The following is a 22,681-nucleotide window of genomic DNA, read 5'->3' as shown; positions in this document are numbered from 1 at the left end:
CATGCCGCGCGCCAACCCGACCTACGCCGCGCCGCCGCCGCCGGCCTCCGGCCAGGACCATCGCCGCGTCGTGGTGGTGGGCGGCGGGCTGGTCGGGCTGACCCTGGCGCTGGACCTGGCGCGGCAGGGCGTGGCGGTGACGGTGCTGGACGAGGAGGACAGCGTCTCCTCCGGCAGCCGCGCCATCTGCTTCGCCAAGCGCACGCTGGAGATCTACGGCCGGCTCGGCCTCGGCGCGCGCATGCTGGAGAAGGGGGTCACGTGGAAGACCGGCCGCGTCTTCCACGGCGACCGGCAGGCCTATGAATTCGACCTGCTGCCGGAGGCCGGGCACGAATACCCGGCCTTCGTCAACCTGCAGCAATACTACGTCGAGGAATGGCTGGTGGACGCCTGCGTCGCCGCCGGCGTGGACCTGCGCTGGCGCCACGCCGTCACCGCCGTGGCCCCGGATGCGACGGGCGCGACGCTGGCCGTGGCGACACCCGGCGGCGCCTACACGCTGCGGGCGGACTGGCTGCTGGCCTGCGACGGCGCCCGCAGCTTCATCCGTCGCAGCCTGGGCCTCGCCTTCCAGGGCCAGGTGTTCCGCGACCGCTTCCTGATCGCCGACGTCGTCATCACCGGCGATGTCGCCTTTCCCGCCGAGCGCTGGTTCTGGTTCGACCCGCCCTTCCACCCCGGCCAGTCCGTGCTGCTGCACAAGCAACCCGACGACATCTGGCGCATCGATTTCCAGCTCGGCTGGGATGCCGACCCGGAGGTGGAGACGCAGCCGGCACGGGTGCGGGCGCGGGTCGCCGAGATGCTCGGCCCGCTGGTGCCGTTCGAGCTGGAGTGGGTCAGCCTCTACACCTTCCGCTGCCGGCGGCTGGACCGCTTCGTGCACGACCGCGTCATCTTCGCCGGCGACAGCGCCCACCAGGTCAGCCCCTTCGGCGCCCGCGGCGGCAATGGCGGCGTGCAGGACGCCGACAATGTGGCCTGGAAACTGGCCGCCACCCTGCGCGGGGAGGCCACGCCGACCCTGCTCGCCAGCTACGACGCGGAGCGCATCGCGGCGGCGGAGGAGAACATCCTGCATTCGACCCGTGCGACGGACTTCATCACGCCCAAGACGCCGGCCGCGCGGGCCTACCGCGACGCCGTGCTGGATTTGGCGGAGGGGCACGCCTTCGCCCGCGCCATGGTCAATTCCGGCCGCCTGTCGCGCCCCGCCCTGCTGGCGGACAGCCCGTTGAACGCCCCGGATGACGGCCCCTGGCCCGGCGGCGCCGTGCCCGGCACGCCGGCGCCGGATGCGCCGGTGCTGCGGGACGGCCGGCCGGACTGGCTGCTGCGCCACCTGGGTGGCGACTTTTCGCTCCTCGTCTTCGACGCGGTCTGGACGCCGGTGCCGGGGCTGCGGGCGGTGTTCGTCACGGCGGAGGACACGCCCGGCGCGCTGTGGGACCATGCCGGGCTGGCCGCCGCGCGCTACGGCGCCCCACCCGGCGGCGCGGTGCTGATCCGGCCGGACCAGCACATCGCCGCCCGATTTGCCGCCCCACGGCCGGATGCGGTGCGCGCCGCGCTGGCGGCCTTCATGCGGGAGACCGTGACATGAGCCTCGACACCACGCCGCGGCTGGCCGATCCGGATGCCGCCTATGCCATGCTGGTCGCGGCGCATCGCGACCTGGACGAGGCGGCGTCGCGCCGGCTGGATGCCAAGCTGGTGCTGATCCTGGCCAACCACATCGGCGACGCCCGCGTGCTGGAACAGGCGCTGGCCCTGGCTACCTCAACGCGCTGAAGCGCTGGCTACCTCAACGCGCTGAAGCGCTGGGCCGCGGGTGCCAGCGGCGGCATGCGGTCGAGCTTCACGCCGGTGACCAGCCAGCGCGGCGCCAAAGCATCGCCTGCCAGTTCCAGATGCAGGGTCACCGGCGCGACGTGGCCGCGCAGCGGCATCTCGAACCGGGTCAGGCCGATCGGCACGGTGCGGCGCAGCGCCTCGGTCGCCGCGCCGGGCGTCACGCCGCGCGCCAGCGCCACCTGCGCCAGCGCGGCGGGTTCGGCCCAGGCCGCGGTGATGTCCTGCGCCATGCCGTGGAGGAAGGCGGCCGCCTGGCCGGTCTCGGTCGCCACCGGGCCGAGGTCGAGCCCCTCCCGCACCGCCGATTGCAGGGCCGGCAGGTCCAGGTGGCGCGACATCCGCGCGGGGTCGAGCGCATCAATGGCGTGGCCGACCTGCCAGGCCGTGGCGTAGGGCGCGCTGACCCAGGCCAGGCCGAGGATCGGCACCAGCAGGGCCAGCAGCGGCCGGGTCCGGCGCCGGCGCGCCACCGGGGCATCCGGAACCTCCAGGGTGGGGCGAGGCGGATAGGCCGCCGGCGCCGGCACGGCCGGACAGGCCGGATGGCGCGCATCATACTCCGCCCAGACGTCGTTCCAATCCGAAGCCACGAGGGCACTCCGTGTGCGCATGGACTGACCACAAGTTAAAGTTGCGACACCGGATTTTCCAGACTGTAAGACAACCTTAAGTTGCGTATCTTGTCAGGAAACGTCCTGGCTGTGTCGTCGTGCCTGGGTGGCATCGGCGGGCCGGGACGTCCCCTGGCGGGAGACACAACGCTCTGGTTCTCAGGTTTCGGAAAATGACGTCCAGAGATGGGAAAAGGATGAACGAGACAGCCTACGCCGTCTTATTTCCGGGAATGTCCTTGGTATTCGATCATGCTCCCGTGGCATGAAAAAACCGCGGCCCCTGCGAGCCGCGGTCAAACGCGCGTGAAGCCTGGCCTGGTCAGCGCGCGAGCCGCGCCAGATCAGCCTCCAGCCGGCCCATCGCGAGGGCCAGCGCCGCCGACATTGCGGCCGCCATCTCCGGCGCCCGGGCATCGGCGGCCAATGGCGCCTCCGCCTGCGCTTCCAGCGTGCCGATGATTCCGGTGCCGGCGCGGCCTTCCCGCAGCAGCACCCCGGCCAGCCCGGCACGAGCCTGCCCGGCGGCCGGGGCCGCCTCCAGCACCGTCAGCTGCATTTCCAGCACCAGGTCGGCCTCGGCCCGGCTTCCCTGCCCCACCACGGCCGAGAACAGCCCCGAATCCTGCAGCCAGCCACGCAGCGCCGCATCCACCAGGTCGCCGGGCGGGGCGAGCCACTCCTCATAGGGCAGGATCTCGTAGGCGCCGTCCGGCCGCATCCGGCGCAGGCCGAAATCCTGCAGGCCGGGCACCGCCCGCACCCGCCGCACCAGCAGCACGCGGCCACGCGCAGGCGGCGAAGCTGTGCTCGGCCGGCGTGGGTTCAGCGGGAAGCGCCGCACCGGCACGTCCGGCCGGTCCGGCAGGATCGAGCAGCCGGACAGCGCCAGCGGCGCGAGCCCGGACAACAGAAGCATGCGGCGGTTCATCGGCGGCGATCCGGGGTCGGCGGCGCGCCGAACAGAAGCTGGGACGGCGCCCGGCGCAGCTGTTCGGCGGTGGCGCGCAGGTTGGCGGTGGTGGCCCGCAGGTCGATGAGGATGGGGATCAGCTCCGCCTGGATGTCCACGGTGGTCTCCCGCGCCGAGCGCATGGTGCGCTCGAAGCCGTCCACCGCCTGCGGCATGCGCTGCGCGGCACGGTTCAATTCGGCCGCGGCGCCGGATGCGCTGCGCAGCGCGGCGCGGATCTCGGGGCTGCCGACCAGGGCGCGGGCATCGGTGGCCACGGCGCGCAGTTCGGCCACCGCCCCGGCCAGGTCGCTGTCCTGCACCGTGCTGCGCAGCAGGGTCATGGTCAGCGCCGCCTCCCGCAGCACCTGCGCCAGGTCGCCATCCCCGGTCTGCCTGTTGAGGTTGGACAGCAGGCCGGCGATGTCGCGGGTGATCTCGTCCACCGGCAGGTCGGCCAGGCGCGAGATCAGCAGCTCCGCCGCATTCGTCACCTGCGCCACGGTGGAGGGCACGCCGGGAATCACCGGGTTGCGCGGGGTCCAGGGCAGGTTGGGCACGGGGAAGCGGTCCGGATTGACGAAGTCCAGCTCGAGGTAGTTCACGCCGGTGATGCCCTGCGCCGTGATGCGCGACCGCAGGCCGAGCCGCACGGCCTCCGCCAGGTCCGGCGTCTCGCCGACCTGGGCGAGGTCGACGGCGAAGCGCAGGAACACCCGCTGGAAGCCGGCGCTGTAGCTGGTGCCCGCCTGCCGTGGGTATTCCGCCGCGACCAGGCCGATCTGCGTCACCCGGCCGATCGCGACCCCGCGGTAGCGCACCGGCGCGCCGACATCGAGGCCCTGGACCGATTCCTCGAAATAGGTCTCGAACACCTCCGTCGCCTGCAGGCCGCGCCCGCCGGCCAGGAACAGCACGAAGGCCACCGCCAGCACGATGCCGACCAGCACCAGCGCGCCGACCCGCGCATAGAGCATGCGCCCGCCGCCCATTACGCGGCCTCCCGCCGGAAGAAGGCGCGCACCGTGGGGTGGGTGCCGTGGTCGCGCAGCTCGCGCGGGTCGCCTTCCGCGATCATCCCCTTGGCCTCCTTGTCCAGCATGATGCAGCGGTCGCCGATGGCGAGGATCGAGGCCAGTTCGTGCGTCACCACCACGAAGGTCGTGCCGAGCGAACGCGACAGGTCCCGGATCAGCTCGTCGAGCCCGGCGGAGGTGATCGGGTCCAGCCCGGCGGAGGGCTCGTCCAGGAACAGGATGGCGGGGTCCAGCGCCAGCGCGCGGGCGATGCCGGCGCGCTTCAGCATGCCGCCCGAGACCTCCGAGGGCAGCCGCGCCGCGGCTTCCGACAGCCCCACCAGGCCAAGCTTGGCGCGCGCCACCTCCCCCCGTGCGTCCGGCGGCAGGGTGGTGTGCTCGGCCAGCGGCATCTCGACATTCTCCAGCAGGGTCTGAGAGCCGAACAGGGCGCCCTGCTGCCACATGACGCCGATGCGCTTCAGCAGGTCGAGCCGCCCCTCGCCCTCGGTCGACCAGACATCGGTGCCGAGGATGCCGACACGGCCCGCGGCGGGCGGCACCAGGCCGATCATCAGCTTCAGCAGCGTGGACTTGCCGCAGCCGGAGCCGCCGAGGATGACGAAGACCTCGCCACGCTGCACGTCGAAGCTCACATGCTCGAACAGGGTGTTGCTGCCGAAGCGCGCGGTCAGGTCGCGCGCCTCGATGACGGCCGGCACACTGGTCGGGGGTGCGTCCTCGCTCAAATGCCCAGCCTTTCGTAGAGCACCGCGAAGGCGCCATCGAGCAGCACGATGGCGACGATGCCGCCGACCACGGCCGACGTCGCCGCATCGCCCACCGCGCGCGGCCCGCGCCCGGCGCCGAGGCCCGCGCGGCAGCCGATGATGGCGATGGCGAGCCCGAAGGCGGCCGCCTTGAACAGCCCGCCCAGAAGGTCCGTCAGCGACAGCGCGCCGGCGAGCTGCTGGCCCACGGTGGTCAACTGGAAGCCGAGCAGCCCCATGATCATCGCCATGCCGGCGAGCCCCGCCAGGGTCAGCAGCAGCGACAGCACCGGCATCACCAGCATCCCGGCCAGCACGCGTGGCAGCACCAGCAGGGCCATCGGGTCGATGCCCATGATGCGCAAGGCCGCCACCTCCTCGTTCACCGTCATGGTGCCGAGCTCGGCGGCGTAGGCCGAGCCGGTGCGCCCGGCGAGCACGACGCCGGCCATCAGCGGTCCAAGCTCGCGCAGCAGGGAGATGCCGACCAGGTTCGGCACGAAGACCTCGGCGCCGAACTGGCGCAGCGGGATGGCCGACTGGAAGGCCAGGATGACGCCGAGCAGCGAGCCCAGCAGCACCGCCAGCCCGAAGGCCTTGGTGCCGGCCTCGTCCAGGTGGCGCAGCAATTCGCGCCAGCGCAGCCGGCCGGGGCGGATCAGCGTGCCGAGCAGCACCACCAGCCCCTCGCCGACGAAGGCCACCGCATCCACGGCGTTGCGCAGCGCGCCGACGGCGCGGCGGCCGACGCCGGACAGCGGCGAGAAGCGATACGGCACCAGTTTCGGCCGCGGCGCCGCCAGCGCCACCCGCACCCGGTCCAGCACCGCGGCGACGCCGGGGCTGGCCCCCTCGATGCGGCCCTCGGGGCTGGTGGATTCGGCAGTCAGCAGCATCGTGGCGCCCGTGGTATCCACCGCCTCCACCGCCGACAGGTCGAGCACCAGCGGGCCGCCGGGCTTGCGCGCCTCCGCCATCAGCCCGGTCCACATCGCGGCGGCGGCCGGCGTATCGACGCGGCCGGACAGCGCCAAAACGCGCTCGCCCGCCGCCTCCCGCACCATCAGACCATCCGCCAGCGCCCGAGCCCCTGTGACTGCCACAGCATCAAGTGGTCGCTTCGGAGCGCTGCCGCAATGCAGCGAGCGCGGCGCGCGCCGCCGCCTCGCCGGACCACCAGGCGCCCCCGACGGTTCCCGCCAGCCGCGCGTGGCAGGCCTCGCCGGCGAGGCAAAGCCGGCCGCCGGCCAGGGGTTGCGCGAGAATGCCACGGGCCGAGGCCCGCCCGACGCGGGCATGGCTGTACACGCCGCGCGCGAATGGGTCGCGCAGCCAGTCGGTCACGATCGTGCCATCCCGCAACGTCCTCGCGGCCTCGGCGCCGAAGCGACGGGTGACCTCGGCCCGCATGAACGCCTCCAGCGCCGCGTCGCCCTCCGCCTCCAGCGCCGCCGCGGCGTCGCCGCCGACATGGCAGGCCAGGATGTCGCGGCCGAAGGGCCGGGCGCTCATCGCCACCAGCGGCTCGCCGGGCCGGATTTGGCGATCCACCGAGGTGAAGGCTGGCAGCCCCAGGCCATCCGCACCGCGGAAGCCGACCTTGGCGACGGTGCCGAGCGGCAGGTCGTGCGCCGCCTGCATCACCTCCGGCGGCAGCGGCGGGTCGAAGCGCAGCGCCTCCGCGGCCAGGACGGCGGTGGGCAGGGTGGCGATGACGGCGCGGGCGCGGAGCGTGCCGAAGGCGCCCTCCGCCACCGCCACCGACCCGCCCCAGGACAGCCGGGTGACGGGGGCGGACAGGCGGATGGGCAGCCCCTCCGCCAGCCGGGCGAGCAGCGTGCCGAAACCCTGTTCCGGCAGGCGGTTGCCGCCATTCAGGGCGGTGTCCGCGAAGTCGCGCAGGCTGATGCGGTCGAGCGGCGCGGCGGCGATGATGTCGCCCTGCCAGGCGGAAACCGTCGCATCCCAGGGCCCGCCGCGCGGCGCGGCCTCCGCCACGCTGCAATCCGGGCCACCGGCGGCGGCGCGGGCCTCGGTGCGGGTGGCGAAATCATCCCAGGCGGCGTCGTAGGCGGCGCGCTCGGCCTCGGTCGCGGGGCGGTTGCCGACCAGGGTGCGTTCCTGCCGCAGCGCGTCCGAATCCACCAGCCTGGCGCCAAGCTGGTCCGCCAGGGGGACCAGCGGGTTGTCCCCGGCATTGTGCAGCCAGGCGGCGCCGAGGTCGAAGGGCACGCCGAGGCGGTGGTCCGTCACCACGCGGCCACCGACCCGCCCCCGCGCCTCCAGCACCACCACGCTGCGGCCGGCCGCCCGCACCGCGCGCGCCGCGGCGATGCCGGCGGCACCGGCGCCGATGACGAGGACATCGACCTCCGTGGTCAAGCCGACAGGGCGTGGATCAGCACCGCCGCCGCCACGGAGACGTTCAGGCTTTCCACCCGGCCGCTGCCCGGCAGGGTGACGCGATGCGCGCAGGCGGCCGCCGTCAGGCCGGGCAGGCCCAGCTCCTCGTTGCCCAGGGCCAGCACGAAGGGTTTTCCGCGCGGCAGGGCTTCGGGCGCGACGCCGCCGGCGGCGACGGCGGCGACGGTGGTGAAGCGCGGCGCCAGCGCCCGCAGCGCCACCGCCGGATTGGCCAGGCGCAACAGGGCCAGATGTTCCAGCCCCCCCTCCGCGATGCGGTAGGCGGCATCGGAAGGCAGGCACTGCCGCGGATCGTCGGACAGCATCACCCCGGCGCAGCCGAAGAAGGCGGCGGAGCGCGCGATGGCGCCGAAATTATGCGGGTTGCCGATGCCGTCCAGCAGCGGCAGCACGCGTGCCGCCAGCAGCGCGGGCGGGAACGGCCCGGCGCCCAGCGCCGGCACTTCCCGCGGCACCGCCACGGCGACGACGCCGCCATGGTGTTCCGTACCGGCGATGCGGACCAGTTCCTCCGGCGTTACCTCCCGGTACGGGCGGCGCGTGCGGGCCATGATGGCGCAGAGCGGCCCGACTTCCCGCCGCCGGGTCGCCGCATAGAACAGCCGCAGCACGGAATCCGGCCGCACGGCGAAGGCGGCCGCCGCGGCGGCGGGGCCGCAGAGCCGGTCGAGATCCGAATCCCGCCAGCCGCGCACCGGCACCTGGCCGGGTTCCACCGGCGGGCGGGGGGTGTTCTGCAGCTCCGGCCGCAATTCGGCGTCGCGGCCTAGGCCTCCGCCCTCGCCCCGGCCCCGGTCTCCCTGGACCCGGTCTCCCTGGACCCGGTCTCCCTGGCCTCGGTCACCCTTTGGGGTAAAGCGTCGTTCGAACCCAGAAATCTCGCACCCTCCTCGCGCACCGCCGCGGCGGCCTCATCATACAGGAACGGCAGGAAGGCGTATCGCCGCCCTTTCGCCACCGGCCGGGCCTCATGCAGCAGTGAGCAGGAAAACACCACAGCGCCGCCCGCCGGCGCCACATAGGTCCGCGGGCCGAACTCCGGAAAATTCAGCTCGCCGCCCTCATACTCGCCGGTGTTGAGGTTGATGGTGACGGCGAAGCGGCGATGCGCGGTGGCCTTGGTGGTGTTGTCCCGGTGTGCCCGGAAGAAGCCGCTGTCGGCCGCATCGTAGCACGCGACGACGTAGCGCTCGAGCCGCGTCACCTCGTACTGGAAGGCGCGGCGGATCTCCGGCACCAGGCGGGCGTTCAGCCGGGCGCGGATCTGCGTCCGCAGCGTCTCGTCCTCGAGGAAGGCGTCGCGGCGGCGCTTGTGGCTGGCATCCATGACGCCGACGGTGCGGCCGCCCTCATCCCGCATGAAGCCGCTTTCGCCGCCGCCGATGCGCTCATACTCGGCGATCAGGCGCTGGCAGAAGGCGGGCTCGAAGACGCGCGGCAGCACCAGCACGGGCGCCACGACGGGCACCCCGGCGTGCTCGGCCGGCGGTGGCAGCGCGGCGAGGGTTTCCATCGCCTCGGCCCCCCGGTCCAGCGGCCAGACGCGGAACACGCGCAGCATCGGGTCGAGCAGCAGCCAGCCGGTGCGCAGCGTGCCATCGCCCTCCACCGCCCGCAGCGCGCGGCGGGCGCTGCCGTCATCGTCCCACAACACGCGGCGGCCGGGGCCATCCACCAGCCGGCGGGCCTGGTCGTCCGCCGGGTCGGTGCCGATCACCAGCATGTAGGCGTGCAGCGTATCCAGCCGCGCCGCATGCGGCCCGACCATGGCGGCCAGCCGCTCCGAAAGTCCGGGCGTGGCGAGGGAGCCGGGGATCAGCACCATGATCCAGCGACCGGCCGTGGTGTCGAAGGCGAAGCGCGGGTTGGTGCTGGACCGGGCATGGAAGGACGCCACGGGTTCGCCCACGGTGAAGGCAGGTGTCTGCATGGGTCTCAGGTCTTTCCGGCCAGGTCGCGCAGTTGTGCCAGCAGGGCTTCGGGCACCTCCAGCCCCTCCGCCGCCGCGCGGGCGGCCAGGGCGGCGCGGCGGCTGCCGGGCAGGCGCACGCCGGGGTCGCCCTGCATGGCGGCCAGCAGGAACTCGATCCGCTCGGCGAAGCTGTCCTGCCCGCCCAGCGCGCCCGGGTCGATGGCCAGCAGCGCCTGGCCGAGGCGCGGGCGGTTGCCTTCCTCGGTGAAGAAGCCATCGGCCTCGAAGCCGAAGGCGCTGCCGGTCAGGGCGCAGCACAGCAACTCCACCACCAGCGCCAGCAGCGCCCCCTTGGTGCCGCCCATCGCCAGCATGGCGCCCGACAGCGCGGCGTTCGGATCCGTGGTCGGGTTGCCCTCGGCATCCAGCGCCCAGCCGAGCGGGATCTTCTTCCCCGCCTTCGCCGCCACCATGATCTTGCCGCGCGCCACCTCGGACAGGGCCATGTCAATGATGAGCGGCGCCGCGTCCCGGCGCGGGAAGGCGGCGGCGATGGGATTGGTGCCCATCAGCGGCCGGCGGCCGCCGGGCACCGGCATGGCGGCCGGGGAGTTGGTGAAGGCCAGCGCCACCAGCCCCTGCCGCGCCAGCGCCGCCACCGGCAGGCCCATGGCGCCGGCGTGGTGGCTGTTGGCGATGCCGATGAAGGCGACGCCGTGGCTGCGGGCGCGCCGCGCCGCCTCCGCCACCGCCAAATCCAGCGCCGCATAGGCCAGGCCGTGCCGGGCATCGACCAGCGCCGCGCCGCCGCGTTCCGCCACCACCGCCGGCACCGCTGCGCCATCGGCCCGGCCATTGGCCAGGAAGCCGGCATATTGCGGCACGCGGGACAGGCCATGGCCGCCCTGCCCTTCCGCCTCCGCCGCCACCAGGGCACGGGCGGTGGGCGCGGCCATCGCCGGATTGGCGCCGGCGGCGGCAAGGGCTGCGGTGGCGAGGGCTTCGGCTTCGGCGAGGGTCAGGCGCGGCATCGGGTCAGTCCCGGACGGTTTCACGCATCCGGCTTGATCCCGGCCTCCGTGACAAGGGTGGCCCAGCGCTCCGTCTCCGCGCGGACGAATTGCGTGGACCGCACGCTGTCCCAGCCGAGCACCTGGAAGCCGCCGTCGCGCGCCCGCTGGCTGACGGTGGCATCGCCGATCGCCGCCATCACGTCGCGTTCCAGCCGGGCCAGGATGGCGGGCGGCACCGCGGCGTTGGTCAGCACCGCCGTCCAGTTGGTGATCTCGAGTTCCGGCAGGCCCATCTCCCGCACTGTCGGCACCTCCGGCACCAGCGGGTGGCGTTCCGCGCTGGTCACCGCCAGGGCCCGCAAGCGGCCGCCGCGGATCTGCGCCAGGCATTCGGGAAGGTTCGAGACCATCATGTCCAGCGTCCCGCCGGCGAGGTCGGTGACGGAAGGTGCGCCGCCGCGATACGGCACGTGGACGATGTTCTCGCCCGCGCGGGCCACGCGCCGGAACAGCTCCAGCCCCAGATGCGGTGGCGAGCCGGTGCCGGAGGATCCGACATTGAGCCGATCGCGCCGGCTGCGCGCCACCAGCGCCGGCAGGTCGTCGCGCGGGTTCTTCTCCGCATTCACCACCACCGCCAAGGGCAGCGAGCCGAGCAGGGAGATGACGGAAAAGTCGTGCCGGAAATCATAGGGGGCGTTGGGGAACAGCGTGGCGTTCACCGCATGGGTCAGGGTGATGGCCAGAAGCGTGTGGCCATCGGCCGGCGACTTCGCCGCGGCGTCGGCGCCGATCAGCGCGTTGCCGCCGGCGCGGTTGTCGATCACGACGGGCCGGTTCCAGATCTCGCCCAGCTTCTGCGCCACCAGGCGGGCCATGATGTCGGTCAGCCCGCCGGGCGGGAAGGGCACGATGTAGCGCGGGTTGCGCTCCGGGAAGGGCTGCTGCGCCTGCCCCGTGCGGGACAGGAAGGGCATCGCGGCAAGGCCAAGCGTGGTGCGGCGCCGGACAATTTGGCGGATCATGAAGCCTCCCATGGCAGCGTCCTGTTCCGCCGAGAGTGGCAGCCGCGCGCGGCGCCATCCACGGAAATCTGCCGATGGGCGACCCCGGCTTCAGGATCGCGCCGCGGACCGGGCGGTCTCGGATGGCGTCTCGCCGAAGCGTCGGCGGAAGGCGGCGCTGAATCGCGACGGGTTGGTGAAGCCGTACCGGGCCGTGACAATCCCGGTGGAGGCACCTGCCGCACCGCGCTTCAATGCGGCACGCGCCTGCTCCGGCCGCAGCATGTGCAGCGCCGCCAGCGGCGTCGTGCCGCGGAACTGCCGGAACACGATCTCCGGCGTCCGGACGCTGCATCCGGCTGCGGCGGCGACCTCGGCGATGCGGAGCGGCTTCGTGCACGGCGCGGGCATGAAATCCTCCGCACGCCGGACATGGGCCGGTGTCGTACTGGAGGGCCTCTCTGCAGCTGATCCGTCTAGTTGTGCGGCACGGCCTGCAGGACCAGCGCCACCAGCGGGTCGGTGACGGAGGCCAGTGCGACGGCGTTGCCTTCCAGCCGCTCGAAGTCCCGCATCCGAAGCCCTGATGAAGACGTTGGTGCGCGCGCAGGCATCGCTGGTCATGGGCCGGACCCGTGCGTCGGGGCGGAGGACCAGACCCTTCGCCACCGTGCCCGTCACGGGACTGCCCATGCCGTCCAGCGCCAGGTGGCCGTGCAGCAGCGTCGTGCAGCAATGGGAATCGCCCCGCTCGCCGCCGATCGAGACGCCGGTCGCGAAGCGACTATCCCCATGGCTCGCCAGGATGGCGCCGGCCCCACGGGTCGCCATGCCGGAGACCAGGGCCTCGAACTGCGTGCGCCACAGCGCACGGTCCCGCAGCGTGTGGCGATGGACAGGGCTCGACGGCGGGAGACGTACGCTTGTGCCCAATCCGCCGTCGAGTTCCGCCGAACTGCTGGCGCGGAAGATGTCGAGATGCGCCAGCCGCCCGGTGTCGAGCCAGAGCCAGGTGACTACCATGGGTCGCCCCTTTCGAGCCGCGTGTTCCGCCTGAGCTGGCCATGACCATTCGGTTGCGAGGAAACCGACAGAAAGCGCAGCGCCCGGACAGATCCGGCAGGAATGCACGCGGCTGCCGACGATAGCCCAACCGCAGGACATTTTGGTGTGGGAACCTGCTTCGAGCTTTGGAGCATGTCGTCATGCGCGCAGCCGAGAAGATTTTTTCCGTCAAGGTAACGAAAGGCCTCCACAGTGATGACCCGCTGCATGCAGCCCATCGCGCAGAGGTGGTCGAGGCGGCACGGATGCGCGTCTGCGCCGCGGTCCGGCATGCCGACCCCATCGATGTCGAGGCCGCCGCCCGTGCCTATGGCGGCACCCTCCTCCGCGTGACGCTCGCCCGGGCGTGGAACGTCGTCGTGACGCTGGCGTCCGTCCTCTGGCGACGCATTCACGGTCCTCCTGCCGGGGCCGTCCATACGATGCGGCTCGATTCATGACGCCTCGGCGCAAGGTCCCGCCGCGCTGCCGGGATGGCGCCCGGGTTGCCCTTTGCCTGATGATCGGCGTCGCTCTCGGCTGCACACTTGTCAGCGCCGGGCGTGCTTCGGCCGGCACGAAGATCAATGTGGGCGCCGTGGGAATCCTGTGGTCGTCCGATCGTGCTGCGCCGGCAGCGCCGCCGGCGGTGGTCATCGCGATCCATGACTCCTCCGGCATCGATCATCGCGGCTGGCGCTACGGCGATCAGATCACCGCGGCCGGAATCCCGGTGCTGCACGTGGAGATGCAGTCGATCTCCGCGGACGGGGCCTCGCCCGCGGTGGCGCTCGACGAAACGGCTGCCGCAATCGATCGCCTGACCACGATCATCGACCTTCTCGCCGAGGATCCGCACTTCGCCGACGCGGCGGTCGGCCTCCTCGCCTTCGGTTCCGCCGGCCGGGTTGCAGCCCTGGTCGCCGCGAGTTCCACCCACGGCCAGCGCGTTGCGGCCCTGGCGCTGCTCTATCCCGGCTGCGGCGATCTCGCCGCGAGCCTGGCTGCCACCAGCGCGCGGCTGCTTATGCCGATCCTGCTGCTGCACGGCGATGCGGATCCGACCAATCCGCCCGCCGACTGCATCGGCGCCACGGCCCACCTCGCCCGCACGGCGCCGGTGCGCCGCCGGCAGTACGAGGGTGCCGGATATGCCTGGGACCTGCCGCCTCTCGGCCCGCATGAAGCCCTGAAGCTGCCCTGGCCCGGCAGGCCCGGCTTCCTGGTATCCGTCGGCTACTGGCACGAGGCCGCGGAACTGTCCTCGGCCCATGCCGCGAGCTTCTTCGCCGCGACCCTGGCGGTGCAACGGCCGTGAAATCCAACGCTGCTAGAATCCGGTCGGGCCGAGGCGGCCTCGACAGCCCCGGGTCCCTGCCCGCTCCGTGCCTCAGCCTTCCTGCAGCCGATCGAGGGTCTGCCGACCCTTGGCGCCCGCGCCGTGACAGGAGGAAGCCCATGACGCCATCTCGTCTTTCCGCCTTGGCCCTGGCCTTCGCCGCCGGCCTCGCCGCGGCGCCGGTCCTCGCCGATGAGTACACCACCTTCCACCATCTCGAGGTGACATCGGCGGCCAGCCCGGATTGCCGCACGGGCATGCTGCTCAACCTGCCGCCATCCTGGCAGGTGGGCGATGGCGCCATTGTCCTGCTGACGATGCGACCGCTGCGCGATGCGGCGTACGACCTGCTGGTGTCGGCACTGCTGTCCGAACACGCGGCGGTGCTCGAACTCGTGCCGCTGCGCTGCGACGCATCGCATGGCGAGCATGCCAGCGCTGTGGAAAGTGCGCGCGGCGCGCTGGAGGCCATGGCGCAGACGCTGGGCGCCGGGCTGGTGGTGGCCATCGGCTACGGCACTGGCGGCGCGGCGGTACTGGACGTGCTCCACCGGCCGGAGGCCGGCCTGCCGGACCCGGACCGGCCGCGCTACGTCGCCGCGGTTGCGCTGGGCGGCGGCCCGCCGGTCTTCGCGCTCGGACATCCCCTGCCGGCGCAGGAACAGGCGCCGTCGCGCATCGCCTTGCTGTGCCGCGCGCTGGCCGCCCTGGTCGGGGGCATGGGCACGACGCCGGAGCGTGCGGCACCTGGCGTTGCCGCCGAGGCTTGTGGCGCGGTTGGTGCCGACGGGACAGCGCCCGGCAAGGCCGCGCGGGCCGCCACGACGCGCCCCTGAGGCGCCGCGGGGCCGGGGCGGGTGATCAGCCCGCCCGGGTCTCGATCGTCGCGTGGCAGATGCGGTCATCCTCCGGCGCGCGGCCGAGCGCGGGATGCGCGCCGCCCTTGGGCAGCGGCGGCAGGCGCCAGACCAGCTGGCTGTCCGCCTCGGCCCTGAAACCTGCGGCGGCAAAGGCCGCCAGCATCTGCGACAGGCCGAGCCGGTTGCAGTACAGCCCGGCGCGCGCCACCGCCCTCCCCTCCCAGAACTCCGGCGTGAAGGCCAGGTGGCGAAGCCGGCCGCCCAGGTGGTCGTGGAAATCCACCGCGTGCTGGCCCAGCCCGCCCGGCGCCGTGACGCGCCGCAGTGCGCCCAGCAGCGGCGCCAGGTCGTCGCGGCGCACATGCTCCAGCGCCACTTCCGAGAAGACCAGGTCCACCGAGGCGTCCGGCACCGCGGCCAGCGCCCCCGTCTCGCCGACCAGCAGGCGGGCGCCGCAGGCTGCCAGGATTTCGGCCCGGCTGGCGCAGCCGGACAGGTCGGGCGGCACCAGCCCCGCCGCCCGCGCCGCCTCGGCCGCGGCACGATACGGCGCCAGGTCGCGCGGCGCGGAATCCTCGACATCCAGGTACCACACCGGCCCGAAGCCCAGCGCCGCCGCCACCGGCGCGCGCAGCACCATCGCCCCCGGCCCGACCTCCAGCACCCCGCGCGGGGGCCGGCCGGCCAGTTCGGCGAAACGCTGGGCGCGGCCGGCCAGTGGCGCCACCAGCCGCGCCGGATCGGCGGCGAAGAAGGAATGCCGGCGCAGCCCGAGCGCGCGCCAGGCGCCCGCCGGCACCGGCAGCGCCCCGAGCACCAGCTTCACCCCGAGCTTCAGCCACCACGGCACCGGCGCTCCGGCGGCATAGGCGGGTGGAGCCGGATGCTCGACGGGGGGCGCTGAGGCTTGCATGCCCTGGCATCTGGCACCGTGCGCGGTCCTTGTCCTCCCCATCGCCGGCAGAAACCCGCCGGCCCGGATGAAAATACGTGAAGAAACGTCGGCACCGGGCTGCCATGCGTGAACCCGGACCGGTGCGGCGGCGTTCCGGTTCCAGCACAGCTGCCCCGCGCGACCCAAGGATCCGAACTTCAATGCCCAAGCTACCGCCCATCGCGGACCGGCGCGTCCGCCCGGCTGGCGTCCCCAAGGATGGCGGCGCCATTGCGCAGGCCGCGCTGGTGGTGGTCGCCGTGCTGTACTTCGCGCGCGAATTGCTGGTGCCGCTGGCGCTGGCCGTCCTGCTGTCCTTCGTGCTGGCGCCGATCGCCCGCGCGCTGCGCCGCATCGGCATCCCGCGCGTCGTCGGCGTGCTGGCGGCGGTGCTGGCGGCGGTCGCCGTCATCGGCATGCTGGGGCTGGTGATGGGGCGCCAGCTCAGCGAACTGGCCACCGACATCCCGATCTACCAATGGGAGCTCAACCGCAAGCTGGCCTCGGTCAACGCCAGCGGCGGCATGCTGGAACGGGCGCAGGAGATGCTGCGCGGCCTGGCCGATGGGGCCGAGCAGGCCGCGGCACAGCGGCCGGAACCGGCGGCCGCCAATGCCGTGCCGCCGCTGCTGGTCGAGGTGCAGGCCCCCGCGCCGCGGCCGTTCGAGCTGCTGCAGAACATCATCGAGCCGCTGCTGCTGCCGCTGGCCACCTTCGGCATCGTCGTCGTGCTGGTGGTCTTCGTGCTGCTGTACCGGGAGGATCTGCGCGACCGCGTGATCCGCCTGGTCGGCGCCGACGACCTGCACCGCACCATGGCGGCGATGGACGATGCGGCCTATCGCCTGTCCCGCTTCTTCCTGGCGCAGACCGCGATGAACGCCGCCTATGGCGTGGTCATCACCCTGGCGCTGCTGCTGATCGGCGTGCCGCAGCCGGTGCTGTGGGGCATCCTGGCCGGGCTGATGCGCTTCGTGCCTTTCGTCGGCACCATCGTCGCCGTCGCCTTCCCGCTGCTGCTGGCGCTGGCGGTGGAGCCGGGCTGGACCATGCCGCTGCTGGTGCTGATCCTGTTCGCCATCGGCGAGGGCCTGATGGGCCAGGTTTTCGAGCCGCTGGTCTTCGGCCATTCCACCGGCCTGTCGCCCATCGCCGTGATCGCCGCCGCCACCTTCTGGACCTGGCTGTGGGGCCCGATCGGCCTGATCCTGGCGGTGCCGCTGACCGTGTGCCTTGTGGTGCTCGGGCGGCATGTGGAGCGGTTCGAGTTCCTGGAGGTGGCCCTCGGCGACCGACCACCGCTCGACCCGCCCGAAACCTTCTACCAGCGCGCTTTGGCCGGCGATGCCGATGCGCTGGGCGAGCAGGCGGAGACGATGCTGCGCGACCACCGCCTGTCCGCCTACTACGACGAGGTGGCGCTGCCGGCCCTGGCCCTGGCGCAGGCCGATGCGCTGCGCGGCAGCTTCGCCGAGGAACGTCTGGTGGCGGTGCGGGCCCGCGTCGCCTCGCTGGTCGAGGATCTGGAGGAGGAGGTCGAGGACGACCAGGCGCCGCAGAAGCCCCTGGCCGAGCCGGATGGCGACGACGCACCGCCGCCTCCGCCGCCCGATCCGCCGCCCGCACCCGAGGCACTGGCCCAGCCCGGCGCGGTGATCTGCCTGGCTGGTCGCGGTCCCTTCGACGAGGCCGTGGCGGCGATGCTGGCGCAGGTGCTGCGCAAGCGCGGCTTCGGCGCCGTGGCGGCGCCGGCCGAGCTGCTGCGCGGCGGCGACCTGACCGGCTTCGAGCCCTCCGGCGTGCGCCAGGCCTGGCTGTGCACGGTGGAGGGCGGCGCCTCGGCGGCCGCCGCGCGCTACCTGCTGCGCCGGCTCAAGCGCCGCTTCCCGGATTCGGTGACGGCCGCGCTGGTGATCGGCGCGCCGGAAAACCGCCTGACGGAGGCGCTGCGGGCCGAAGGCGCCGCCGCGGTGGAGCTGGAAGTGGGCGGCGCGGCGCGCACCGCGCTGCGGCTGCTTCCGGCAGAGGCCGGCACCCAGCAAGGGGTGCCGGCGCCCGGTCAGGCGCTTTCGTAAAGCCGCGTCAGGCTGAACTCACGGTGGCCGAGCAGTTCGGCCGCCGTGAGTTCGCCGTCCGCGGTGCGCAGGATGCAATCCAGCAGCGCCTCGCCGGCCTCGTCCATGTTCATCTGCTTCTGCAGCAGGCCGGTCACGTCGACGTCGATGTGCTCGGACATGGTGCGCTGGGTGCGCGGGTTCGCCGTCAGCTTGATGACCGGCAGGATCGGGTTGCCGATGACGTTGCCCTGGCCGGTCGGGAAGGTGTGCACCGCGAAGCCGGAGGCGGCGCACAGCGTCACCATCTCCGCCGCGGCGGAGGAGCTGTCCATGAACCACAGGCCCGAATGGGTCGGCACCTCGGCCTTGTCCAGCACGCCGTCGACCGTGCACTTCTTGCCGATCTTGGTGATGTTGCCGAGCGCCTTTTCCTCGATGGTGGTAAGCCCCCCCTCGATGTTGCCCTTGGTGGGCTGGCTGTCCGACAGGTCGCTGGTCTTGTTCACCTCCACCACGCGCTGGTAGCGGTCGAACATCGCCTGGAACTGTTTCCCGATTTCGGGCGTCTTGCAGCGAGCGAGCACCAGGTGTTCGCCGCCGGTCAGTTCGGTGGTCTCGCCGAAAACGAGTGTATTTCCGTTGGCCCAAAGCTTGTCATAGGAATTGCCGACGGTGGGGCAGGAGGCGAGGCCGGAGGTGGTGTCGCTTTCGCCGCACTTGGTCGAGACCCACAGCTCCACCAGCGGCGCCTTGGACTTCTTCAGCTTCGAGGCGTGCTTCACCAGCCGGTAGGCGGCGCGGGAGGCGCTGGCAATGGTGTTGATGTCGCCATTCTGCTCGATGGCGAAACCCTCGACCGGCTTGCCGGACCTGGCGATGCCCTCCACGATCTTGCCGGTCCAGCCCGGCTCGATGCCGATGACGATGACGCCGGCGACGTTCGGGTTGGTGCCGGTGCCGATCAATGTGCGAAAATGCAGGTCGAGGTCGGCGCCGAATTGCAGGCGGCCATAGGCGTGCGGAATGGCCAGCGCGCCCTTGATGTTGTTGGCGACGGCTTCCGCCGCGGCGTTGGACAGGTCGTCCACCGGCAGGATGATGACGTGGTTGCGCACGCCCATGCGGCCGTTCTCGCGCCGCCAGCCTTCGAAGCTGGCATCTCTCAGGTTCAGGCCCATCGGTCGCGTTCCCTTACCAGCGCTTCGTCTTGACGTTGTGCACGTGCAGATGCTCGCCGGCACCGATATCGGCGACCGCGCGGCCGATATCCGTGCCGTACTTCATGATGGTGTCGCCCTTGGCGATGGGGCGGATCGCCAGCTTGTGGCCGATCGGGATGTCCGACTTCGAGTCGAACTCCATCATCTTGTCCTGGTCCATGATCCAGCCATTCAGCCTGGTGCCGGCCTTCAGGCCTTCCACCACCACCACGCCCACGCTGTCGCCCTCGTCATGGACGACGAAATGGATTTGCATCGGTCCCCCCGGAATTCGCTAACCGGCGGCAGCCTAGGCGCGCGCGGCGCCCCCTTCAACCATGCCCCCGGACGTGGCATTGCTGCCGCCACACGAAAAGGGACAGCCATCATGGCGGGCGTCTACTGGTATGCCGGCACCTGGTCGACCGAGGAGCCGAAGATCATCGGGCCGATGGACCACTGCTTCTGGCTCGGCAGCGTGATCTTCGACGGCGGCCGTTCCTTCCAGGGCATCGCGCCGGACCTCGACCTGCACTGCGCGCGGGCCGTGCAATCCGCCCGCAACATGCTGATGAAGCCGACCCGCACGCCGGCCGAGATCGAGGAGCTGTGCCGGGAAGGCATCCGCCGCATGGGGCCGGAGGCGGAGCTGTATATCCGCCCGATGTTCTTCGTCCGCCGCGGCCTGGGCGCGGCGCGGCCGGACCCGGACAGCACGGATTTCATCCTCGCGATCTATGACGCGCCGCTGCCGCCCTACAAGGGATTCTCGGCCTGCCTCGCGCCACAGCGCCGCCCGGCGCCGGACCAGGCGCCGACCGATGCCAAGGCGGCCGCGCTGTATCCCAACGGCTCCCGCGCCGCATCCTTCGCGAATGAAAAAGGCTTCGAGGCGGCGGTGGTGTGCGACCCGATCGGCAATGTCGCGGAATTCGCCCACGCCAACCTGATGTTCGCCAAGGACGGCCGCGTGGTGACCCCGGCACAGAACGGCACCTTCCTGGCCGGCATCACCCGCCACCGCGTCATCACCCTGCTGCGCGAGGCCGGCGTGACGGTGGAGGAACGCGCCGTGAAGCCGGAGGAGCTGGACACGGCGGACGAGATCTTCTCGACCGGCAACTACGGCAAGGTTCTGCCCTGCTCCAACTGGCAGGGCCGCGACATGCAGCCCGGGCCCTTGGCGCAGAAGGCGCGCACGCTGTACTTCGACTGGGCGGCCGAGACTTGGCGCATCCTGCCGAAGGTCGCGGCCTGAAGCCTTCGTAGGGGGCGCTGCCCCCTCACCCCACCCTCTCCCCTCGAGCAGGGGGAGAGGGCCTCTCGGTCAGGCCGCCTTGGCGGTGGCGAGCGCCTTCCAGACGATCTCCGGCGTCGCCGGCATGTCGATATGCGTCACGCCCGCACCCGACAGCGCATCGACCAGCGCGTTGATCGCGGCGGGCGGGGAGCCCACGGCCCCGGCCTCGCCGGCGCCCTTCACGCCCATCGGGTTGGTCTCGCAGGTCACCTCGATCAGGTCGACGTCGATGTCCGGCAGGTCCTCGGCGCGCGGCAGGCAGTAGTCCATGAAGGACGCGGACAGCAGCTGGCCGGAGCCGTTGTCATAGGCGGTGCGCTCATGCAGTGCCTGGCCGATGCCCTGCGCCACGCCGCCATGCACCTGGCCGCGCACGATCAGCGGGTTCAGCGCGTGGCCGACATCGTCCACCACGATGTAGCGCGGCACGGTGACGATGCCGGTCTCGGGGTCGACCTCGACCTCCGCCACGTGGCAGCCATTGGGGAAGGTGTGGAACTCGATGTTCGCCGTCTCCATCGTGTCCAGCAGGATGGCGGAGGCGCCGGAGGCGACGCGGCGGCGCTGTTCCGCGGCAAGTTCCAGGATGCCGACGCCGCGGTCCGTGCCGGCCACCTCGAAGCGCCCGGCCGCCGGGACGAACTCGATGTCCGCGGCGGAGGTCTCGAGCTGCTCGGCTGCGGCCTGCTTGCCCTTCTCGATGACGCTGGCGGTGGTCACCAGGATGGCCTGGCCTTCGGAATACAGGCTGCGCGCGCCGCCGGTGCCGCCGCCGGAGGGCAGGGTTTCGCTGTCGCCCTGCTTCACGCGGATCTTCTCGATGGGGATGCCCAGCTCATGGCTGGTCATCATGGAATAGGCAGTCTCGTGGCCCTGGCCGGTGGATTGGGTGCCGACATAGACATCGACGAAACCGTCATCGGCGAAGACGACCTTGGCGTTCTCCGTCGCCGCGCCGCCGGTGGCCTCCAGGTAGTAGGCCAGGCCGATGCCACGCTGCTTGCCGCGGCGCGCGGCCTCGGCGCGGCGGGTGGGGAAGCCGTCCCAGTCGATCTTCGCCAGGGCTGCGTCCATGAGCTGGGAGAAGTCGCCGCTGTCGTAGCGCTGGCCCATGGCGGTGGTGAAGGGCATCGCCGTCTTGCTGACCATGTTGCGGCGGCGCAGCTCGATGCGGTCGATCTTCAACTCCCGCGCGGCGGCGTCGATCAGGCGTTCGACCAGGTAGTTGCTCTCGGGCCGGCCGGCGCCGCGATAGGCATCGACGGGCACGGTGTTGGTCAGCACGCCGATGACGTTGGCGTGGATCGCCTCGAACCCATAGACGCTGGCCAGGACCTTGGTGCCGGCGCCGGTCGGGATGAAGGGCGCGAAGGTCGAGAGATAGGCGCCCATGCCGGCATAGTTGCGCGTCCGCAGCGCCAGGAACTTGCCGTCCGCATCGGTGGCGAGCTCGCCGAGCGTGATGTTGTCGCGGCCGTGCGTATCCGAAAGGAAGGCCTCGCTGCGGTCGCTGGCCCAGCGCACCGGGCGGCCGACCTGGCGGGCGGCGAAGCACACCAGCACGTGTTCCGGGTACAGGAACAGCTTCATGCCGAAGCCGCCGCCGACATCCGGCGTCACCACGCGGACATCCTCGGGCGCGATCTTGAAGATCGGGTCGGCCAGCAGGCCCTTCAGCAGCCAGGAGCCCTGGGTGTTGGTGTGCAGCGTCAGCTTGCCGCCGACCCAGCCGGCGACGGCGGCGCGGGCTTCCATGCTGTTCACGACGACGCGGTTGTTCACCACGGTCAGGCGGGTGACATGGGCGGCACGGGCGAAGGCGGCGTCTGCCTTCGCCTTGTCGCCGGCTTCCCAGTCGAAGCAGATGTTGTTGGCGGTATCCGGCCAGACCAGCGGCTGGCCCGGCTGGAAGGCCACGGCCAGGTCGGTGACGGCCGGCAGTTCCTCGTAGTCCACCATCACCGCCTCGGCGCCGTCGCGGGCGGCCTGGGCGGTCTCGGCGACGATGAAGGCGACCGGGTCGCCGACATGGCGCACCACCCCATCGGCCAGCGCCGGGCGGGGGGTGTTGGCGCGGGGCGAGCCATCGCGGTTCTTCAGCGGGATCAGGCAGGGCAGGTCGCCGATGCCGGCGGCCTTCAGGTCCGCGGCGGTGACCACGGCCAGCACGCCGGGCACGGCCTTGGCGGCGCTGGTGTCCAGGCTGGCGATGCGGGCATGCGCCTGCGGGCTGCGCAGCACGATGCCGTAGGCCTGGCCCGGCATCGCAATGTCGTCCGTGTACTGGCCCCGGCCGGTCAGCAGGCGGGGGTCCTCGACCCGCCGCACCGATTGGCTCACTCCGAACTTCGCCATGGCGTCAGACCCTCCACTGGTTTGGCCTAGTATC

At 72.1% G+C, this 22,681-nt stretch carries 22 protein-coding genes; 7 read left to right on the top strand and 15 right to left on the bottom strand.

Features of this window, described 5'->3' with window-relative positions; genetic code table 11:
- Window position 1: 1 nt before the first annotated feature.
- Entirely contained in the window at window positions 2–1,606 is a 1,605-nt protein-coding gene (locus ACFHPP_RS04485; protein ID WP_437162060.1) for an FAD-dependent oxidoreductase, read from the top strand.
- Window positions 1,603–1,794 (top strand): DUF2783 domain-containing protein, encoded by a 192-nt coding sequence (locus tag ACFHPP_RS04480; RefSeq protein WP_437162059.1) that lies wholly within the window; start codon window positions 1,603–1,605, stop codon window positions 1,792–1,794. The genes ACFHPP_RS04485 and ACFHPP_RS04480 overlap by 4 nt, the downstream gene beginning before the upstream one ends.
- Window positions 1,795–1,802: 8 nt before the next feature.
- On the opposite strand, the gene ACFHPP_RS04475 is transcribed toward ACFHPP_RS04480, so the two are convergent.
- The 11 genes from ACFHPP_RS04475 to ACFHPP_RS04425 all read right to left on the bottom strand — a co-directional run bounded on the left by ACFHPP_RS04475 (window position 1,803) and on the right by ACFHPP_RS04425 (window position 11,970).
- Complete coding sequence (locus ACFHPP_RS04475; RefSeq protein ID WP_437162058.1) at window positions 1,803–2,447, bottom strand: DUF2939 domain-containing protein; 645 nt, start codon at window positions 2,445–2,447, stop codon at window positions 1,803–1,805.
- Window positions 2,448–2,790: 343 nt separating this feature from the next.
- Window positions 2,791–3,387 carry an ABC-type transport auxiliary lipoprotein family protein gene (locus tag ACFHPP_RS04470; protein ID WP_437162057.1) on the bottom strand — a complete coding sequence of 199 codons (597 nt, stop codon included), beginning with the start codon at window positions 3,385–3,387 and terminating at the stop codon, window positions 2,791–2,793.
- An 8-nt stretch (window positions 3,388–3,395) separates the two neighbouring features.
- Complete coding sequence (locus ACFHPP_RS04465; protein WP_437162056.1) at window positions 3,396–4,412, bottom strand: MlaD family protein; 1,017 nt, start codon at window positions 4,410–4,412, stop codon at window positions 3,396–3,398.
- Window positions 4,412–5,185 carry an ABC transporter ATP-binding protein gene (locus ACFHPP_RS04460; RefSeq protein ID WP_437162055.1) on the bottom strand — a complete coding sequence of 258 codons (774 nt, stop codon included), beginning with the start codon at window positions 5,183–5,185 and terminating at the stop codon, window positions 4,412–4,414. Before ACFHPP_RS04460 ends, ACFHPP_RS04465 begins: the two co-directional genes overlap by 1 nt.
- A complete protein-coding gene (locus ACFHPP_RS04455) occupies window positions 5,182–6,270 on the bottom strand; it encodes an ABC transporter permease (RefSeq protein ID WP_437162054.1) in 1,089 nt (362 codons plus the stop codon). Before ACFHPP_RS04455 ends, ACFHPP_RS04460 begins: the two co-directional genes overlap by 4 nt.
- Before the next feature lie 43 nt (window positions 6,271–6,313).
- Entirely contained in the window at window positions 6,314–7,588 is a 1,275-nt protein-coding gene (locus ACFHPP_RS04450; protein WP_437162053.1) for a flavin monoamine oxidase family protein, read from the bottom strand.
- Window positions 7,585–8,382, bottom strand: coding sequence for a TrmH family RNA methyltransferase (locus ACFHPP_RS04445; protein WP_437162052.1), 798 nt, complete (start codon window positions 8,380–8,382; stop codon window positions 7,585–7,587). The genes ACFHPP_RS04450 and ACFHPP_RS04445 overlap by 4 nt, the downstream gene beginning before the upstream one ends.
- Window positions 8,383–8,396: 14 nt before the next feature.
- Entirely contained in the window at window positions 8,397–9,560 is a 1,164-nt protein-coding gene (locus tag ACFHPP_RS04440; RefSeq protein WP_437162051.1) for a 2OG-Fe(II) oxygenase, read from the bottom strand.
- Window positions 9,561–9,565: 5 nt separating this feature from the next.
- Window positions 9,566–10,573, bottom strand: a complete 1,008-nt coding sequence (locus ACFHPP_RS04435; RefSeq protein ID WP_437162050.1) for an Ldh family oxidoreductase — start codon at window positions 10,571–10,573, stop codon at window positions 9,566–9,568.
- Window positions 10,574–10,593: 20 nt separating this feature from the next.
- Complete coding sequence (locus ACFHPP_RS04430; RefSeq protein ID WP_437162049.1) at window positions 10,594–11,580, bottom strand: Bug family tripartite tricarboxylate transporter substrate binding protein; 987 nt, start codon at window positions 11,578–11,580, stop codon at window positions 10,594–10,596.
- 90 nt (window positions 11,581–11,670) lie between these two features.
- A complete protein-coding gene (locus ACFHPP_RS04425) occupies window positions 11,671–11,970 on the bottom strand; it encodes a helix-turn-helix transcriptional regulator (RefSeq protein WP_437162048.1) in 300 nt (99 codons plus the stop codon).
- A 794-nt stretch (window positions 11,971–12,764) separates the two neighbouring features.
- On the opposite strand from ACFHPP_RS04425, the gene ACFHPP_RS04420 reads away from it, so the two are divergent.
- The 3 genes from ACFHPP_RS04420 to ACFHPP_RS04410 all read left to right on the top strand — a co-directional run bounded on the left by ACFHPP_RS04420 (window position 12,765) and on the right by ACFHPP_RS04410 (window position 14,778).
- Window positions 12,765–13,064 (top strand): hypothetical protein, encoded by a 300-nt coding sequence (locus tag ACFHPP_RS04420; protein WP_437162047.1) that lies wholly within the window; start codon window positions 12,765–12,767, stop codon window positions 13,062–13,064.
- A 59-nt stretch (window positions 13,065–13,123) separates the two neighbouring features.
- Window positions 13,124–13,921, top strand: a complete 798-nt coding sequence (locus ACFHPP_RS04415) for a dienelactone hydrolase family protein (RefSeq protein ID WP_437162046.1) — start codon at window positions 13,124–13,126, stop codon at window positions 13,919–13,921.
- 140 nt (window positions 13,922–14,061) lie between these two features.
- Entirely contained in the window at window positions 14,062–14,778 is a 717-nt protein-coding gene (locus tag ACFHPP_RS04410) for a hypothetical protein (RefSeq protein WP_437162045.1), read from the top strand.
- Window positions 14,779–14,803: 25 nt separating this feature from the next.
- Here ACFHPP_RS04410 and ACFHPP_RS04405 read toward each other — a convergent pair whose 3' ends face one another.
- Window positions 14,804–15,715, bottom strand: coding sequence for a class I SAM-dependent methyltransferase (locus ACFHPP_RS04405; RefSeq protein WP_437162044.1), 912 nt, complete (start codon window positions 15,713–15,715; stop codon window positions 14,804–14,806).
- A gap of 182 nt (window positions 15,716–15,897) precedes the next feature.
- Here ACFHPP_RS04405 and ACFHPP_RS04400 point away from each other — a divergent pair, with 182 nt between their 5' ends.
- Entirely contained in the window at window positions 15,898–17,811 is a 1,914-nt protein-coding gene (locus ACFHPP_RS04400) for an AI-2E family transporter (protein ID WP_437162043.1), read from the top strand.
- On the opposite strand, the gene ACFHPP_RS04395 is transcribed toward ACFHPP_RS04400, so the two are convergent.
- Together ACFHPP_RS04395 and ACFHPP_RS04390 are read right to left on the bottom strand one after the other, a co-directional pair.
- On the bottom strand, window positions 17,796–18,971 hold the full coding sequence (locus ACFHPP_RS04395) for a UxaA family hydrolase (protein WP_437162042.1): 1,176 nt from the start codon (window positions 18,969–18,971) through the stop codon (window positions 17,796–17,798). The two genes, ACFHPP_RS04400 and ACFHPP_RS04395, sit on opposite strands and share 16 nt — an antisense overlap.
- A 13-nt stretch (window positions 18,972–18,984) precedes the next feature.
- Window positions 18,985–19,269, bottom strand: a complete 285-nt coding sequence (locus tag ACFHPP_RS04390; RefSeq protein ID WP_437162041.1) for a UxaA family hydrolase — start codon at window positions 19,267–19,269, stop codon at window positions 18,985–18,987.
- Between the two features lie 111 nt (window positions 19,270–19,380).
- Here ACFHPP_RS04390 and ACFHPP_RS04385 point away from each other — a divergent pair, with 111 nt between their 5' ends.
- On the top strand, window positions 19,381–20,250 hold the full coding sequence (locus ACFHPP_RS04385; RefSeq protein ID WP_437162040.1) for a branched-chain amino acid aminotransferase: 870 nt from the start codon (window positions 19,381–19,383) through the stop codon (window positions 20,248–20,250).
- Between the two features lie 69 nt (window positions 20,251–20,319).
- On the opposite strand, the gene ACFHPP_RS04380 is transcribed toward ACFHPP_RS04385, so the two are convergent.
- Window positions 20,320–22,647, bottom strand: a complete 2,328-nt coding sequence (locus ACFHPP_RS04380; protein WP_437162039.1) for a xanthine dehydrogenase family protein molybdopterin-binding subunit — start codon at window positions 22,645–22,647, stop codon at window positions 20,320–20,322.
- Window positions 22,648–22,681: the final 34 nt, after the last annotated feature.

It is taken from the genome of Falsiroseomonas sp. E2-1-a20 (assembly GCF_051433195.1).
Taxonomy (GTDB): Bacteria; Pseudomonadota; Alphaproteobacteria; order Acetobacterales; family Acetobacteraceae; genus Falsiroseomonas.
The sequence above is the reverse complement of the archived record's forward strand: the minus strand, read 5'-3'. Positions and strand labels throughout refer to the sequence as shown.

Bases quoted from the DNA above. Each gene is read 5' to 3' on its own strand.
- ACFHPP_RS04430 (WP_437162049.1), bottom strand. From the start codon at position 11,580: ATGATCCGCCAAATTGTCCGGCGCCGCACCACGCTTGGCCTTGCCGCG.
- ACFHPP_RS04435 (WP_437162050.1), bottom strand. From the start codon at position 10,573: ATGCCGCGCCTGACCCTCGCCGAAGCCGAAGCCCTCGCCACCGCAGCC.
- ACFHPP_RS04480 (WP_437162059.1), top strand. From the start codon at position 1,603: ATGAGCCTCGACACCACGCCGCGGCTGGCCGATCCGGATGCCGCCTAT.
- ACFHPP_RS04420 (WP_437162047.1), top strand. From the start codon at position 12,765: ATGCGCGCAGCCGAGAAGATTTTTTCCGTCAAGGTAACGAAAGGCCTC.
- ACFHPP_RS04390 (WP_437162041.1), bottom strand. From the start codon at position 19,269: ATGCAAATCCATTTCGTCGTCCATGACGAGGGCGACAGCGTGGGCGTG.
- ACFHPP_RS04415 (WP_437162046.1), top strand. From the start codon at position 13,124: ATGATCGGCGTCGCTCTCGGCTGCACACTTGTCAGCGCCGGGCGTGCT.
- ACFHPP_RS04380 (WP_437162039.1), bottom strand. From the start codon at position 22,647: ATGGCGAAGTTCGGAGTGAGCCAATCGGTGCGGCGGGTCGAGGACCCC.
- ACFHPP_RS04485 (WP_437162060.1), top strand. From the start codon at position 2: ATGCCGCGCGCCAACCCGACCTACGCCGCGCCGCCGCCGCCGGCCTCC.
- ACFHPP_RS04385 (WP_437162040.1), top strand. From the start codon at position 19,381: ATGGCGGGCGTCTACTGGTATGCCGGCACCTGGTCGACCGAGGAGCCG.
- ACFHPP_RS04425 (WP_437162048.1), bottom strand. From the start codon at position 11,970: ATGCCCGCGCCGTGCACGAAGCCGCTCCGCATCGCCGAGGTCGCCGCC.
- ACFHPP_RS04395 (WP_437162042.1), bottom strand. From the start codon at position 18,971: ATGGGCCTGAACCTGAGAGATGCCAGCTTCGAAGGCTGGCGGCGCGAG.
- ACFHPP_RS04465 (WP_437162056.1), bottom strand. From the start codon at position 4,412: ATGGGCGGCGGGCGCATGCTCTATGCGCGGGTCGGCGCGCTGGTGCTG.
- ACFHPP_RS04455 (WP_437162054.1), bottom strand. From the start codon at position 6,270: ATGGTGCGGGAGGCGGCGGGCGAGCGCGTTTTGGCGCTGTCCGGCCGC.
- ACFHPP_RS04440 (WP_437162051.1), bottom strand. From the start codon at position 9,560: ATGCAGACACCTGCCTTCACCGTGGGCGAACCCGTGGCGTCCTTCCAT.
- ACFHPP_RS04470 (WP_437162057.1), bottom strand. From the start codon at position 3,387: ATGCTTCTGTTGTCCGGGCTCGCGCCGCTGGCGCTGTCCGGCTGCTCG.
- ACFHPP_RS04405 (WP_437162044.1), bottom strand. From the start codon at position 15,715: ATGCAAGCCTCAGCGCCCCCCGTCGAGCATCCGGCTCCACCCGCCTAT.
- ACFHPP_RS04400 (WP_437162043.1), top strand. From the start codon at position 15,898: ATGCCCAAGCTACCGCCCATCGCGGACCGGCGCGTCCGCCCGGCTGGC.
- ACFHPP_RS04410 (WP_437162045.1), top strand. From the start codon at position 14,062: ATGACGCCATCTCGTCTTTCCGCCTTGGCCCTGGCCTTCGCCGCCGGC.